The sequence below is a fragment of the Vibrio sp. YYF0003 genome (assembly GCF_036350715.1).
Taxonomy (GTDB): Bacteria; Pseudomonadota; Gammaproteobacteria; order Enterobacterales; family Vibrionaceae; genus Vibrio; species Vibrio natriegens.
Map to the genome: position 1 here is coordinate 121,945 of NZ_JAZDWA010000007.1, position 14,533 is coordinate 136,477.

General features: G+C 44.5%; 16 protein-coding genes. 6 read left to right on the forward strand and 10 right to left on the reverse strand.

Features of this window, described 5'->3' with window-relative positions:
* Positions 1-202: 202 nt before the first annotated feature.
* The gene (gene asnB / locus V1U08_RS19010) at positions 203-1,867 is read left to right on the forward strand and encodes an asparagine synthase B (protein ID WP_065296488.1); all 1,665 of its coding nucleotides are present in this window, start codon (positions 203-205) and stop codon (positions 1,865-1,867) included.
* Positions 1,868-1,933: 66 nt separating this feature from the next.
* On the opposite strand, the gene rfaH is transcribed toward asnB, so the two are convergent.
* On the reverse strand, positions 1,934-2,434 hold the full coding sequence (rfaH, locus tag V1U08_RS19015; protein ID WP_014231130.1) for a transcription/translation regulatory transformer protein RfaH: 501 nt from the start codon (positions 2,432-2,434) through the stop codon (positions 1,934-1,936).
* A 327-nt stretch (positions 2,435-2,761) separates the two neighbouring features.
* Here rfaH and V1U08_RS19020 point away from each other — a divergent pair, with 327 nt between their 5' ends.
* Positions 2,762-4,150, forward strand: coding sequence for a peptide MFS transporter (locus V1U08_RS19020; RefSeq protein WP_330471251.1), 1,389 nt, complete (start codon positions 2,762-2,764; stop codon positions 4,148-4,150).
* Between the two features lie 67 nt (positions 4,151-4,217).
* Here the strand turns inward: V1U08_RS19020 and hemH are convergent, their stop codons facing one another.
* The 3 genes from hemH to htpG form a co-directional block, all read right to left on the reverse strand.
* Complete coding sequence (gene hemH / locus V1U08_RS19025) at positions 4,218-5,180, reverse strand: ferrochelatase (protein ID WP_014231128.1); 963 nt, start codon at positions 5,178-5,180, stop codon at positions 4,218-4,220.
* A 163-nt stretch (positions 5,181-5,343) separates the two neighbouring features.
* On the reverse strand, positions 5,344-5,988 hold the full coding sequence (gene adk / locus V1U08_RS19030; RefSeq protein WP_014231127.1) for an adenylate kinase: 645 nt from the start codon (positions 5,986-5,988) through the stop codon (positions 5,344-5,346).
* Positions 5,989-6,305: 317 nt separating this feature from the next.
* Positions 6,306-8,210 (reverse strand): molecular chaperone HtpG, encoded by a 1,905-nt coding sequence (gene htpG, locus V1U08_RS19035; protein WP_065296486.1) that lies wholly within the window; start codon positions 8,208-8,210, stop codon positions 6,306-6,308.
* A 273-nt stretch (positions 8,211-8,483) separates the two neighbouring features.
* Here htpG and V1U08_RS19040 point away from each other — a divergent pair, with 273 nt between their 5' ends.
* The 4 genes from V1U08_RS19040 to V1U08_RS19055 are packed head-to-tail and all read left to right on the forward strand — an operon-like array spanning position 8,484 to position 11,012.
* Positions 8,484-9,359, forward strand: coding sequence for a transcriptional regulator (locus tag V1U08_RS19040; protein ID WP_330471252.1), 876 nt, complete (start codon positions 8,484-8,486; stop codon positions 9,357-9,359).
* 12 nt (positions 9,360-9,371) lie between these two features.
* Positions 9,372-9,887, forward strand: a complete 516-nt coding sequence (locus tag V1U08_RS19045; protein ID WP_014231124.1) for a regulatory protein ToxS — start codon at positions 9,372-9,374, stop codon at positions 9,885-9,887.
* 42 nt (positions 9,888-9,929) lie between these two features.
* On the forward strand, positions 9,930-10,685 hold the full coding sequence (locus V1U08_RS19050) for a sulfite exporter TauE/SafE family protein (RefSeq protein ID WP_330471253.1): 756 nt from the start codon (positions 9,930-9,932) through the stop codon (positions 10,683-10,685).
* Positions 10,686-10,733: 48 nt separating this feature from the next.
* Positions 10,734-11,012 (forward strand): SelT/SelW/SelH family protein, encoded by a 279-nt coding sequence (locus tag V1U08_RS19055; protein WP_020333362.1) that lies wholly within the window; start codon positions 10,734-10,736, stop codon positions 11,010-11,012.
* Between the two features lie 61 nt (positions 11,013-11,073).
* On the opposite strand, the gene yfcE is transcribed toward V1U08_RS19055, so the two are convergent.
* From yfcE to V1U08_RS19085, 6 genes are all read right to left on the reverse strand, one after another.
* On the reverse strand, positions 11,074-11,619 hold the full coding sequence (gene yfcE / locus V1U08_RS19060) for a phosphodiesterase (protein ID WP_014231121.1): 546 nt from the start codon (positions 11,617-11,619) through the stop codon (positions 11,074-11,076).
* A 58-nt stretch (positions 11,620-11,677) separates the two neighbouring features.
* The gene (locus V1U08_RS19065) at positions 11,678-11,887 is read right to left on the reverse strand and encodes a hypothetical protein (RefSeq protein ID WP_014231120.1); all 210 of its coding nucleotides are present in this window, start codon (positions 11,885-11,887) and stop codon (positions 11,678-11,680) included.
* A gap of 147 nt (positions 11,888-12,034) precedes the next feature.
* Positions 12,035-12,436, reverse strand: coding sequence for a CBS domain-containing protein (locus V1U08_RS19070; RefSeq protein ID WP_014231119.1), 402 nt, complete (start codon positions 12,434-12,436; stop codon positions 12,035-12,037).
* Positions 12,433-12,783, reverse strand: coding sequence for a P-II family nitrogen regulator (locus tag V1U08_RS19075; protein ID WP_014231118.1), 351 nt, complete (start codon positions 12,781-12,783; stop codon positions 12,433-12,435). The genes V1U08_RS19070 and V1U08_RS19075 overlap by 4 nt, the downstream gene beginning before the upstream one ends.
* On the reverse strand, positions 12,773-13,564 hold the full coding sequence (locus V1U08_RS19080; RefSeq protein WP_330471254.1) for a DUF1538 domain-containing protein: 792 nt from the start codon (positions 13,562-13,564) through the stop codon (positions 12,773-12,775). Before V1U08_RS19080 ends, V1U08_RS19075 begins: the two co-directional genes overlap by 11 nt.
* Complete coding sequence (locus V1U08_RS19085) at positions 13,561-14,295, reverse strand: DUF1538 domain-containing protein (protein WP_014231116.1); 735 nt, start codon at positions 14,293-14,295, stop codon at positions 13,561-13,563. Before V1U08_RS19085 ends, V1U08_RS19080 begins: the two co-directional genes overlap by 4 nt.
* Positions 14,296-14,533: the final 238 nt, after the last annotated feature.

Genomic DNA, 14,533 nt, shown 5'->3' on the forward strand with positions numbered 1-14,533 from the left:
TTCGTTCAAAAAGAAGGCTTTTTTTGTCTTCTTTTTATACCAAACCTTAATTTCATTCATCAAAACGGACGAATAATTAGAAATCATTCACCGGCAAGGGGATTTTATAAATTTTTTCATCACAAAGCGTTGCTTTTTTTACTCAAACTGGCAAATTGAAGCCATACCGATTAGAAATTGTTTAGTTTAAAAAGGAAGTTGTATGTGTTCAGTATTTGGCATTTTAGACATTAAAAGTGACGCAGCAGCGTTACGCCCTATCGCATTAGAAATGTCGAAAAAGCTTCGTCACCGAGGCCCAGACTGGTCTGGTATCTACTCTTCAGATAGAGCGATTCTGGCTCATGAACGCTTGGCAATTGTTGGCCTAAATAGCGGAGCTCAGCCACTGTACAGCCCTGATAATAAGCTAATCCTTGCGGTAAACGGCGAAATCTACAACCACAAAGAGATCCGCGCACGCTACGAAGGCAAATATGAATTCCAAACGGATTCAGATTGTGAAGTTATTCTAGCGCTTTACCAAGACATGGGCGCAGATCTTCTTGAAGAACTGAACGGTATCTTCGCTTTCGTTCTGTACGATGAAGAGAAGGACGAGTATCTGGTTGGCCGTGACCACATCGGTATTATTCCTCTTTACCAAGGTCACGATGAGCACGGTAACTACTACGTGGCTTCTGAGATGAAAGCGCTAGTGCCTGTATGTAAAACAGTGAGCGAATTCCCTCCAGGCAGCCACTACAGCTCTAAAGACGCAGAGCCACAACGCTACTACGTTCGTGACTGGAACGAATACGCTGCAGTTCAAGGGAACAGCACAAGTAAAGAAGAGCTAACTGAAGCGCTTGAAGCAGCAGTTAAACGCCAGCTAATGACTGATGTACCATACGGTGTACTTTTGTCAGGTGGTTTAGACTCTTCTATCACTTCTGCGGTCGCTAAACGTTTTGCGGCGATGCGTATTGAAGATGACGAAAAATCAGAAGCCTGGTGGCCACAACTGCACTCTTTTGCGGTCGGCCTCGAAGGCGCACCAGATTTGAAAGCTGCGCGTGAAGTTGCAGACCAAATCGGTACTGTACACCATGAAATGACTTACACAATTCAGGAAGGTCTTGATGCGATTCGTGATGTGATTTACCACATCGAAACGTATGACGTAACCACAATCCGTGCTTCAACGCCAATGTTCCTGATGGGACGTAAAATCAAAGCGATGGGTATCAAAATGGTACTTTCAGGCGAAGGCGCAGATGAGATCTTTGGTGGTTACCTATACTTCCACAAAGCACCAAACGCGCAAGAGTTCCACGAAGAAACCGTTCGTAAACTGCTTGCTCTAAACATGTTTGACTGTGCTCGTGCAAACAAATCACTTGCAGCATGGGGTGTTGAAGGCCGTGTACCTTTCCTAGATAAAGAGTTCATTGATGTAGCAATGCGTCTGAACCCAGCCGACAAAATGTGTGGCAACGGTAAAATGGAAAAACACATCCTACGTGAGTGTTTTGAACATTACTTACCAGAATCAATCGCTTGGCGCCAAAAAGAGCAGTTCTCTGACGGTGTAGGTTACAGCTGGATTGATACTTTGAAAGAAGTAGCAGAACAGAAAGTAACGGAGCAACAAATGGAAACGGCTAAATTCCGCTTCCCTTACAACACGCCAACCACTAAAGAAGGTTATGTGTACCGTGAAATCTTTGAAGAACTATTCCCACTGCCATCAGCAGCAGAATGTGTTCCGGGCGGCCCATCTGTCGCTTGTTCTTCAGCAAAAGCGATTGAATGGGATGAGTCATTCCAAAACTGTGTAGACCCATCTGGTCGAGCAGTACAGGCCGTTCACAACGACGCTTACTAATTAAAAGACACGAATGAAAAGCAAAAGGGCTGGTTTAACCAGCCCTTTTATTTATATATCAATATGTTATTTTAAATCTAAATCATTATTGTCAATACTGACTGGAACACGTTTGGTAATCATCTGCACGAGCATAATTGAACGCTTCTCCCCATCTTGCTCCTGGAAAATAGCATCAATGCCAGCAAACTGACCACTTTTGACCCGAATCTGATCACCACGCTTGGGCATGCCTTCGCAGGCCACTTTTTCATGAACGCACTTTTCTATTTTCTTCAGTTCAAAAACCAAATCGCCCTGAATTTCTTTTGGCTGAGCGCCAAAGCGGACAAAATCAATAACCCCACGGGTGGAACGAACTGATGTAAAGTTCGGCCCTTCCTCGTAATCAAAACGAGCAAACATATAAGAAGGGAACAGTGGTTCTTCGACTTTCTGTCTTTTACCACGTAATATTTTTTCGACTTCAACAGTCGGATAAAAGCACTCCACCCCTTGATTTTCAAGGTGTTGCTTCGCCCTAACCTGCTCTCCTCGTTTACAATAAAGTAGATACCAACGTTTCATTTTTTACTAGCCATTTATCTTTTTCATGCATCCTAGCATTAAGCCAAAGATGAGTCATGAGCAATTCATTCATCTATATAATTATAAATAAATATCGCTCGCATAACCCAATTTCTCTTTGATGGTTGTATGAATATTACACACAACCAAAAATGAAAAATTAGTTTTAACTACATGCCAATCCTTCAATTATTCCATAAATAAAATTAAAAACAGAGACTTATACAGGTGTAGATGCAATTGTATAAAATTTTTTGTTTGTTAATTGTTAAATTTAAAGGTATATATTTTCCTCGGAAAATGTAACAACTATTATTAAAAGATCCTATGACAAACCAACATCAATATTTTGGCCACCCTCGTGGCTTATTTTTACTGTTCGGCACAGAATTGTGGGAGCGCTTCTCTTACTACGCAATGCGTGCCATTCTCGTACTTTATCTCACAGATACCACAATGAATGGCGGTCTGGGCTGGTCGACTAAAGACGCACTAGACCTATACGGCATTTATACTGGCCTTGTTTACATCACACCTCTGATCGGTGGCTACCTGGCAGATAACTACTTAGGCCAACGCCGCTCCATTTTACTCGGTGGTGCATTAATGGCTATTGGTCAATTTACCTTGGCATTGCCAGCCGATGCACTGGGCCTTGGCTCTCTTCACACCTTTTATTTAGGTCTTGCGCTTCTGATCTCAGGTAACGGCTTGTTTAAGCCGAATATCTCAACGATGGTGGGTGACCTATACAACGAAGGTGACAACCGTCGTGATGGCGCATTTACCATCTTCTACATGGGTATCAACCTTGGCGCTCTGCTCGCTGGTGTCGTTTCTGGCTCGGTGACCAACTCATTCGGTTGGAAAGCTGGTTTCGTTGCTGCAGGCATCGGTATGCTTATGAGCCTTGTGATGCAAATAAGCTTCGCTCAATCCTGGCTAGGTGATGTCGGCCGCGAACCAGCAGCCAAACGCGCACTAGCAAATCAGAAATCAACCAAGAAGCAGCCACTTACTAAAGAAGAAGTGGACCGCATTAAAGTCATTCTGGTCATGAGTCTTTTCACTATCGTATTCTGGGCTGGCTTTGAGCAAGCAGGTGGCCTGATGAATATCTACACTCAGCAATACACTGACCGTATGATTGGCAGCTTCGAAGTTCCTGCGGCTTGGTTCCAGTCACTTAACCCTTTCTTTATTATTACGCTTGCACCTGTGCTTGCGGTACTGTGGGTTAAGCTAGGTAAACGTGAGCCAAATTCACCAGTGAAATTTGCAATGGCGATGTTCTTCCTCGCTCTGGGTTTCCTATGTATGGTTGGTGCGGTACTTGAGCAAGGCGGTGATACCACAGTGAAAACATCAATGCTGTGGTTAGTGGGTGCTTTCTTCTTCCATACACTGGGTGAACTTTGCCTATCTCCAATCGGCTTGTCTCTGGTAACCAAACTTGCGCCTCTGCGTTTGGCATCATTAATGATGGGTGCATGGTTCGGCTGTAATGCGATTGCAAACTACGTAGCTGGCTATGTGGGATCCCATGTTGGTGAGCTAGGTGCGATGGCTATCTTTAGCGGTATCGCAGCGAGTGCGACGGTCAGTGGTCTAATTTTGCTGTTGTTCTCTAATACGCTAGTGCGCTGGATGCACGGTGCTGAAAGTTCAGCGAGCAACGCGGAACAAGTAGAAGAGCAACAAGTACAAGTTGCTTAATACGTCATTCAAACTAAAAAGGGTCGCACTTGCGACCCTTTTTGTTAAGAACATTTCATGACAACGATTATAGCTTATTGCGAACTAACTCCGCCATCATCTCAATATGTCGATCATCATCATTCAGGCAAGGAATGTAATTAAACTGCTCACCGCCTGCTTCTAAGAAAATGTGTTTGTTTTCTCCCGCGATTTCTTCTAGCGTTTCCAAACAATCCGAAGAAAATGCTGGTGTCATTATATCAATCTTTTTAATACCCTTGGCAGGCAACGTTTCCAGAGTTTTATCAGTGTATGGCTGTAACCACTCTTCACGCCCAAAACGGGACTGATAAGCCATCCCTATCTGCGTTTCATTCAACCCAAGAGCTTCACCCAGCAAGCGAGTCGTCGTTTCACAATGTTGAGGATAAATGTCACCGTTATCTGCAAAACGTTTCGGTATGCCGTGATAGGAACATAGCAGATACTCCCCTTGTCCATGTTCAGCCCAATACGCTCTTACGGATTGAGCCAAGGCATCAATGAACATTGGATGGTCGTGATAATCACGAATTAAGCTATATGCCGGTATGACGGGTAATTTCTTAAAAGCTTTGGTTATCCCATCAGACACCGCCGCTGTTGTTGTACCTGAATACTGAGGATACAAAGGCAATACGATGACCTCATCGACCCCTTGCGACAGTAAGGCTTCAAAACCCGCGTGTAAACTTGGATTACCATAAGTCATGCCAAGCTCTACGGGAATATCTAACTGCTTAGCCAGTTTCTTCGCTTGGCGCTTTGAGTACACCATCAGAGGGGAACCCTCTTCCATCCAAACGGACTCATAAAGCTTGGCAACTTTTGGCGCACGTATTGGCAAAATAACCCCGTGCAAAATTGGACACCAAAGCCATCGTGTCATGTCGACCACACGGTGATCATGAAGAAACTGGCTCAAGAAGCGCTTTACAGCAGGAGCAGTTGGTTCGTCAGGTGTACCCAAGTTAACCAGAAGCACACCTTGTTTTTTTATTTTTTGCATAGCGTCCCTTTGTTTCCAGCGTGTACCAATGCCAGCTATTTTAATCAGCAAGAATGATAAGATATGACTGGAATTGGTATCATAAAAATGTATAAAAAAAGCGACCTTACGGTCGCTTAACTATAACAAAATTCTTAAAAATTTTGATAATAGGTATTACCTATTATGCTAATGCCTTCTCGATATCAGCACTTACTTCAGAAACTTGCTTAGTACCATCGAATTTTAGGTACGTAGTTTTACCAGCTTCTGCTTCTTTACCGTAGTAGTTGATAAGTGGCGCAGTTTGCTCATGGTAAACACCTAGACGTGCACGTACTGTTTCTTCTTTGTCGTCATCACGAACAACAAGATCTTCACCAGTTACGTCATCTTTACCTTCCACTTTAGGTGGGTTGTAAACAACGTGGTAAGTACGACCTGAAGGAAGGTGAGCACGACGACCAGCCATACGCTCAACGATCACGTCATCAGCAACGTCGAATTCAATAACGTAATCAACGTCAACACCCATTTCTTTTAGGCCATCAGCCTGAGGGATAGTGCGAGGGAAACCGTCTAGTAGGAAGCCTTTTGCGCAATCGTCTTGAGCGATACGTTCTTTGATAAGGCCAAGGATGATTTCATCAGAAACTAGCTGACCAGCGTCGATAACAGCTTTCGCTTGTTTACCAAGCTCTGTACCTGCTTTGATCGCCGCACGAAGCATATCACCAGTAGAGATTTGTGGAATACCGTATTTATCCATGATGAAGTTTGCTTGTGTGCCTTTACCTGCACCTGGAGCACCTAGAAGAATGATGCGCATGATTTATCCTCTTTAATATTTAAGATTTATACCGAAGCTCACAATAGCCTGCCTACTCAAGTTTCAAACCTAAGAAGCAATCGCAACGATAAGTTTCGGTATAACGTTAGGCGGCAAAAATACACGCCTTGTGACTGACATTCAAGTTACAGATTCTACCACAGGTTATGTGAGCAAAGAGTGAATTAAGACTAAAGAATGTTAACAACCGCATCTTTATGCCACTATTGACTATTAACTCAACACCTACAATGCAAATTTATGCGATAACAAACAAAAAGCTCGCTATACGCGAGCTTTTTAATGTGTATTGACTATTAAACCTTAGTCAAAAGCTGGTTGATCGCACCTAAGAACTGCGCAGGGTCTTCCATTGAACCGCGTTCAGCAAGCATCGCCTGCCCTAAAAGTACCTCAACCCAGCGGCCAAACGCTTCCTCGTCAGCTTCATCAGCCATGCGCTTAACCAGTTCATGCTCCGGGTTGATTTCGAAGATGTACTTCACTTCTGGCACTGCCTGACCTGCTGCCGCAAGAAGCTTCGCCATTTGAGTCCCCATCTCGTAATCATCCGTCACCACAACCGCCGGTGTTGAAGCCAATTTGAACGTTGTGCGAACTTCTTTTACGCGATCGCCTAAGTAAGACTTAGTGCGTTCCACAACCGACTTAAACTCTTCCTCAGTCTCTTTCTGCTTTTCTTTCTCGGCTTCATCTTCGAAGTTGCTCAGATCCAGACCCGCTTTAGTGATTGACTGGAACTGCTTACCGTCAAACTCAGTCAGGTAGTTCATTAACCACTCATCAATGCGGTCGTACATCAGGATAACTTCGATGCCTTTTGCTTTGAACTGCTCTAAGTGCGGGCTGTTTTTCGCTGCGGCGTAGCTGTCTGCTGTCAGGTAGTAGATCTTATCCTGACCTTCTTTCATGCGCTCAACGTAGTCAGCCAGTGCGACAGTTTGCTCAGCAGAGTCAACTTCAGTAGACACGAAACGTAACAGACCAGCGATCTTCTCTTTGTTTGCGAAGTCTTCAGCCGGACCCTCTTTCAGTACAAGGCCAAACTCTTTCCAGAATGACTGGTATTTTTCTGAGTCATTCTTTGCCATGCGCTCTAGCATCGTCAATACGCGCTTGGTACAAGCATTGCGCAATGACTGAGTCACTTTGTTATCTTGCAGAATCTCACGCGATACGTTTAGCGGAAGATCGTTTGAATCTATCAGACCACGCACAAAACGCAGGTAAGACGGCATAAACTGCTCTGCGTCATCCATGATGAATACACGTTGAACATAGAGTTTCAGACCAGATTTATGGTCACGGTTCATCATGTCCCATGGTGCTTTAGACGGGATGTAAAGAAGACTCGTGTAGTCGTTTTTACCTTCAACGCGGTTATGACTCCAGGTCAGTGGGTCCGCAAAGTCATGCGAAACGTGCTTGTAAAACTCTTGATACTCTTCTTCTGAGATATCAGATTTATTGCGAGTCCATAGCGCTTGAGCCTTGTTAATTTGCTCCCACTTTTTCTCGCCAGTTTCATTGCCTTCTTCATCACGTACCGCTGTTTGGATAGAAACCGGGATACCGATATGGTCAGAATACTTACTGATCACTTCGCGCAGACGCCATTCACTCAGGAACTCTTTACCTTCTTCACGCATGTGCAGAATGATGTCGGTACCGCGAGCGTCTTTTACGATGTTTTCAATCGTGTACTCACCTTCACCCGCAGAGTGCCATTGCACGGCCTCTTCTGCTGAAACACCTGCAGCACGAGTGCGTACCGTAACAGCATCTGCCACGATAAACGCAGAATAGAAGCCGACACCAAACTGACCAATCAATTGTGAGTCTTTGCTTTGATCTTCCGACAGTTTTGAGAAGAAATCTGCCGTGCCAGATTTCGCAATAGTACCCAGATGCTCGATCACATCATCACGGCTCATGCCGATACCATTGTCAGAAATCGTTAAGGTATTTGCGCTCTCATCAAATGACAGTTTTACGCCAAGGTCAGCGTTACCCTGATACAAATCTGGGTTAGATAGCGCCTGAAATCGCAATTTGTCTGATGCATCTGATGCGTTAGAAATCAGCTCACGCAAAAAGATCTCTTTGTTGGAATAAAGAGAATGGATCATTAAATGCAGTAGTTGTTTTACTTCTGATTGAAAACCACGAGTTTCTTTATTTTGAGATACAGTTTCGCTCATGTTTGCTCCATAACATCTAATCTAACAAACCATCTCAGGGAGAAAAGTAAACACCTCAACTCCAAGAAATAGCGTTTCTAATATGTCATGTAACATGTGGCTGACAAATGTAAATTCAAGGTCAATCCAACTAAAAACAGTGTTTTTTTACAAAAATTTAATTATCCTACCCGGCTAAAAGCATCTAAAACGTCGTGCATATCCTACGCGCATAGCATGAATTTGTGATATAAATCACCATAATTTCAACATCATCCATCTAAGAAGAACTAAATGACTAGCATTGGCACCAAATTTCTACTTGCTCAAAGGTTTACTTTTGACCCAAATAGTAATTCGCTTGCTGACCAACAAAACGACAACGACGTTGTACGTTTAGGAAGCAACGAAAGTCGCATTCTCCTGATGTTGGCAGAAAGACCCAACGAAGTGTTAACCCGTAACGAACTCCACGAGTTTGTCTGGCGTGAGCAAGGTTTTGAGGTGGATGACTCAAGCCTTACTCAAGCGATCTCTACCCTGCGTAAGATGTTGAAGGACTCAACAAAATCTCCAGAGTATGTAAAAACCGTACCAAAGCGTGGCTACCAGTTAATCTGTTCTGTAGAACGATTGAATCCGCTTTCCTCTGTTGTTAACTCAGACTCTGAAGAGCTAGCTTCAGACGTTGAGCCAGACAAAGCAAAAAGCACGGATATTTCTGAAGAGCCACCAGCAGAGCCGATCTCCGAAACAAAAGTAGAGCACGAGTTTCGTAGTGAACAAGCTCAGGTTCAGCCGCAAAAGAAACCAAATATGTGGTTGCCACGGCTGATTTTATTGGTAGCTATATTGTTTCCAGTTGGCGTACTGCTATTCACGAATCCCGCGGAGTCCCAATTCCGTCAGGTAGATATTTATCAAAATGTACCTGTGCTAACGCCTGTGAATCACCCGCAAATTAATGACTGGTTGCCGTCTATCAAGCAATGTGTGGAACGCTACGTTGACCATCACACAAAAGATTCATTGCCTGTGCAGGTCATCGCAACCGGTGGCCAGAACAACCAACTGGTGCTGAACTATATCCATGACATCGACCACTCTTATGAGAATGTCACTTTGCGTATAGTTTCTGGTCAAAGTGACCCAGCCGATATCTGTAAATAAGGGGAGGCCATTATGAAGATAAAATTTGCATCTGCGGTTTTGGCCGTATCCATGCTTTTCAGTGGCTGGTTATACTGGGGCAGCGACCTCAAAATTGAACAGGTTCTGACCGCAAACGAGTGGCAATCTGCCATGGTGACACTCATTACTGATAAGTTGCCGAATGACACGGTAGGTCCGCTGCGTAAGGTCAATGTCGAGTCCAACGTGAAATATTTGCCTAATGGCGAATACATCCGTGTAGCGAACATTAAGCTTTTTGCCCAAGGCTCTACGGCGGAATCAACCATCAATATCTCAGAGAAAGGTCGCTGGGAAGTGAGCGATAATTACCTGCTCGTTTCACCGTCTGAATTCAAAGACATTTCATCTTCTCAGTCGAGAGACTTCTCTGAAGAACAGCTTCGCTTGATCACTCAAATATTCAGGCTGGATGCCGAGCAAAGCCGCCGTATTGATGTGGTTAACGAGAAAACTCTGTTATTAACTAGCCTGAATCACGGTTCTACGGTACTGTTTAGAAACTGATTTACTGATTAAAGGGGGCGAAATGTCCCCTTTGTTGTGCACATGGACTGGCTAGATACCCTCACGCTCTTTTTGGGCTCTCTTATCGCAAACACGTTAGCGTCACTTTCTGGTGGCGGAGCAGGTTTGTTGCAATTCCCCCTACTGATTTTTTTAGGTTTGCCTTTTTCTGTTGCTCTTGGCACTCATAAAGTCGCGTCCGTTGCCTTAGGTTTAGGCGCAGCCAGTACGCATTTAAAAGCTGGCACAATAAAACTTCCCGTAGCGCTGTATTTAATACTGATCGGCAGTATTGGTGTCATTATTGGCGCTAATATCATCGTTCATATTCCTGATGGTATTGCTGAGAAGATGTTGGGCTCCATGATCCTTGCTTTGGGCATTTACTCACGGCTTAAAAAGCAGTTAGGACAATCTGAGGTGAAGATGCATCGCGATCGAGCCGGTTGGATCGTTGGTGGTTTTGGCATCATGCTGATTGGAATCATTAACGGTTCACTCACCGCTGGTTCTGGACTACTGGTTACTCTATTTTTGGTTCGCTGGTTTGGGTTTGATTATAAACAGGCGGTCGCTTACACCATGATTTGCGTCGGGTTGTTTTGGAATGGCATTGGAGGCGTCGCTGTCGTTCAAGCCGGTGCCCCTATTCACTGGGCATGGTTACCCGTATTGCTATTAAGTTCCTTTTTAGGCGGAAGCTTGGGCGCTTGGGCTGCCACCCGATACAGTAACCGCGTGATAAAAATTGCGTTTGAAATTCTCACCTTTGCCGTTGGGTTTAAGCTGCTGGTTTAATGCCAGGCTTAAGAATTAACGGGCTATTTTAGTTAAAAGGAAAATAAAATGGAAAAAGCTGTGATTAACATCTACTACTGTCGTCAGTGTAATTGGATGTTACGTTCAACCTGGCTTTCGCAAGAGCTGCTGCATACGTTCAGCGAAGAAATCGAATCTGTTACCTTGCATCCAGATACTGGTGGTCGATTCGAAATCTTCTGTAATGGACAGCAAATCTGGGAGCGTAAAAAAGATGGTGGTTTTCCGGAAGCAAAGGTATTGAAACAGAAAGTCAGAGACATTATTGCACCGGACAGAGATCTAGGACATTCGGATACAAAATAAGGGAGTGCTGTACTCCCCTAATCATGTAAACAAAACCATTCTCTCAGTCGGATCTCAAACACTATATCTCTGTCTGAGCCAACACTTCGCCCTCTGGCGTCTGCACTGTCAGTGTCTTCCCATTCATCAAGCCGTAGCTTCGAGGTAAGTCATTGCGCGGAAACGTCATAGAACCAGGGTTGAAGATAGTAACGCCATCTTGTAACTCTGCGACAGGTATGTGAGTGTGACCATGGGCGATCACATCCCCTTCTTTCAGCTCTGGGCGATGGCTACTGTTGTATATATGACCATGGGTTAAAAACAGACGCTGACCGGATTCAAGCAACACCCAAGCATAATCCATCATCATCGGAAAGGTTAATAGCATCTGATCCACTTCACTATCGCAGTTACCTCGAACCGCAATAATCTGCTTACTGTACCGATTTAAAAGCTCAGCCACTTGTGCTGGGTTATAACCTTCTGGAATCGGATTTCTTGGTCCGTGGTAGAGAATGTCTCCCAACAGAACCAAATGATCCGCTCCAGATTCAACAAACAAATCGATGGTTTCTCTCGTCGCAGGTAAAGAGCCATGCAAATCTGAGGCAAAAAATAGTTTCAAAGCATTATCTCCTCATAATAACAGAGGCTATTCTACGCCATTCTTACTACAGCTCAAATTACTGGTTACGAACAAAATCGATCAACATTGGCAGTAAATAAACCCACGCAGCATAACCAGCGCCTACAAGTACCAACAACCAAAAAACCATTGAGATAAACTTCGACTTTGCTAAGTGATTCAGCGGATCCGGCTCCCCACACCCAGGACAGGTATGAGCTCGTTTAGAAATCTGTTTCTCACAGACCGGACAAGCAACTAAAGGCATGATAAAAATCCTCGACTATAAGCGTAAGGCACAAAGGATAAGTGCCAACGGACACATATGCAACATCACAAGTAATCAATGCAATATAGATGGATAACTGTCGCCGATCTGAGAGAAGTAAAGCTGAGCCTCGATTTACCTTTCGACTTAATCTCTTACCATGCCATTGATTACGATATTGTTGTAACTGACCATACCAATCACCTCGCCGTCTTCAATAACCGGAGCGCGACTAATGCCAAACCGTTCAAACAATCTGGCGCAATATTTCACGTTCATGTCCGGCCCAACACACAGAGCTGGCTTGGTCATAATCTCATAAATATTGGTTCGTTGAGGTGCACGGTTATTCGCCAGCACTTTTTTGGCAATATCATTCATTAATACTATGCCGAATTCATCATTGTCATCGCGCTTTTTAACCACCAGCGCTTTCACTTGATATTTTTTGGCTAGTGTAATCCCTTCGTACACCGTCATCAGCCCATCTACCATAACGTAAGTTGCAGCCATGACGTCTCGAACCCGTACTATCGCCTGATTACTCATAACTCGTCCTCTACAACCTTAGCCAATGTCTCTACCTGATGGGCGACGCCGACCGCATCTTCAATATCAATTTGAATCGCAATGCCCTGTCCGGATTCCTTGTCAAATTCACCGACATCGCTGATGGTTTCTAAAATGTGTCGAGAGAGATGCTCCTCGACCACAAACAGCAGAACATCTTTTTGTACTTCCAAGGTCAATCCAAAAAACGTCCGCTTCTGGTTTAACCCTTGCCCTCGAGCATTATTAATTACCGTAGCACCCGTTGCTCCAGCATCCCGAGCAGCATCAAGTACCTTATCTGTTCTGGCATCCTCAACAAACGCAAGTATCAATTTAAAGCGCATTTTCTTCGTCCTCCGAGGTGTCTTTATTAAGCCATTGAGTAATTTGCGCATATCCCATAACGGATATCATCGGAAACAAACTGGCAAAGGCAATCAAACCAAAGCCATCTATCATAGGGTTTCTCCCGGGCACAGTAGACGCCAGGCCTAATCCCAGAGCGGTCACGAGCGGTACAGTAACAGTCGATGTCGTCACACCGCCAGAGTCATAAGCCAAAGGGACGATCATCTGAGGGGCATAAAAGGTCTGGGCGACAACTACGATGTAACCAGCTATGATGTAATAGTGAATAGGGTCCCCGACAACAATCCGGTAACTGCCCAATGCAATACCAATCGCCACACCTAATGCAACCGCGACACGCAGACCATTCACGCTAATACTGCCACCGGAAACTTGATTTGCCTTGATTGCTACCGCAATTAATGACGGCTCTGCAATCGTTGTACTGAAACCAATAAAAAATGCGAAGGTGTACACCCAATAATAGTCGATCCACTCCAGTTGCTGCCCTACTGATACTTTGAACTCTCTGACAAAATCCGGGGTGGTAAGTTGTACCGCCATGGTTTCGCCAAGCGGAAACAATGCCATTTCCAACCCGAGCAAGAACAGGGATAAACCCAAAATAACGTAGGCAAAACCAAACAGCACTTTTCTCAGGTTATTCACCGGACGGCGAAGTACCGCGAGTTGAAAACCAAAAATGATGGCAGCAATTGGGATAACATCGCGAATGGTGGATAGAAGCGTGTCAAAAAAGTGCTCGAACGAAATCATGCCACGACCATCCCATAAACCATGACAAACATCATTGGCAGCAACGATGCAAAAGCAATCAACCCAAATCCATCGACCATGGGGTTGCGTCCTTTAATTGCTGAAGCGAGACCGACTCCGAGCGCGGTCACCAATGGAACGGTGATCGTCGATGTCGTTACTCCTCCCGAGTCGTATGCCACGCCAATAATCGACTCAGGTGCAAACCAAGTTAACACTACGACGCCCACATACCCGCCTATGATCATGTAATGGATAGGCCAGCCTTTCAGAATACGAAGCACACCAACCACAATAGCGATGCCGACAGATAACGCCACTGTTACCCGAAGCCCAGTACCATACTCCTGGATCGCCAACTCCGAGTTGTTAATCATTCCTCCCTCAGCCGCCACCCGAGCCGCTTTATCTGCTACAGCAGTCAGTGCAGGCTCGGCGATTGTGGTGCCAAACCCTAAACAAAACGCGAAGACTAAAAGCCAAAAAACGCTGCCCTTTTTCGCAAACGCCTGAGCCATGCTCTCGCCTATCGGAAAAAGACCAAGCTCTAATCCAAAAATAAAAAACGTCAATCCTAGTACGACGAGCAGTAAACCAAAAAGAATAGATACTAGGTTAGGCAAAGGTTCCTGTAATACCACCAGTTGAAAAAAAGTGATGACAAGAACGATGGGCATCAGATCGCGCGCACTGTTAAGGAGAGCTCGAAAAAGAGCAATAAATGCTTCCATATCTCCTCCTTATTGAATGCTTTTGAGTAATCTAGCGATAATTAACTGAAATGATTTAACCGACTCATATCAGTCTGACATAAAATTCTTGATGCAAATGTGAAGGAACCAATGTCACCAATAACAACTAGTTACAATTTTTCAATATGTGAAGTTGGTGCGGAGCAAAAGCTTTCAAATCGAATGGTGATTTACGGCGAATACACGGGAGAATATGATCATGCAGCAAACAAAGTGA

Bases quoted from the DNA above. Each gene is read 5' to 3' on its own strand.
- V1U08_RS19040 (WP_330471252.1), top strand. From the start codon at position 8,484: ATGACTAGCATTGGCACCAAATTTCTACTTGCTCAAAGGTTTACTTTT.
- htpG (WP_065296486.1), bottom strand. From the start codon at position 8,210: ATGAGCGAAACTGTATCTCAAAATAAAGAAACTCGTGGTTTTCAATCA.
- V1U08_RS19020 (WP_330471251.1), top strand. From the start codon at position 2,762: ATGACAAACCAACATCAATATTTTGGCCACCCTCGTGGCTTATTTTTA.
- V1U08_RS19045 (WP_014231124.1), top strand. From the start codon at position 9,372: ATGAAGATAAAATTTGCATCTGCGGTTTTGGCCGTATCCATGCTTTTC.
- V1U08_RS19070 (WP_014231119.1), bottom strand. From the start codon at position 12,436: ATGAGTAATCAGGCGATAGTACGGGTTCGAGACGTCATGGCTGCAACT.
- V1U08_RS19050 (WP_330471253.1), top strand. From the start codon at position 9,930: ATGGACTGGCTAGATACCCTCACGCTCTTTTTGGGCTCTCTTATCGCA.
- V1U08_RS19080 (WP_330471254.1), bottom strand. From the start codon at position 13,564: ATGATTTCGTTCGAGCACTTTTTTGACACGCTTCTATCCACCATTCGC.
- V1U08_RS19075 (WP_014231118.1), bottom strand. From the start codon at position 12,783: ATGCGCTTTAAATTGATACTTGCGTTTGTTGAGGATGCCAGAACAGAT.
- hemH (WP_014231128.1), bottom strand. From the start codon at position 5,180: ATGCAAAAAATAAAAAAACAAGGTGTGCTTCTGGTTAACTTGGGTACA.
- adk (WP_014231127.1), bottom strand. From the start codon at position 5,988: ATGCGCATCATTCTTCTAGGTGCTCCAGGTGCAGGTAAAGGCACACAA.
- asnB (WP_065296488.1), top strand. From the start codon at position 203: ATGTGTTCAGTATTTGGCATTTTAGACATTAAAAGTGACGCAGCAGCG.
- V1U08_RS19065 (WP_014231120.1), bottom strand. From the start codon at position 11,887: ATGCCTTTAGTTGCTTGTCCGGTCTGTGAGAAACAGATTTCTAAACGA.
- V1U08_RS19055 (WP_020333362.1), top strand. From the start codon at position 10,734: ATGGAAAAAGCTGTGATTAACATCTACTACTGTCGTCAGTGTAATTGG.
- rfaH (WP_014231130.1), bottom strand. From the start codon at position 2,434: ATGAAACGTTGGTATCTACTTTATTGTAAACGAGGAGAGCAGGTTAGG.
- V1U08_RS19085 (WP_014231116.1), bottom strand. From the start codon at position 14,295: ATGGAAGCATTTATTGCTCTTTTTCGAGCTCTCCTTAACAGTGCGCGC.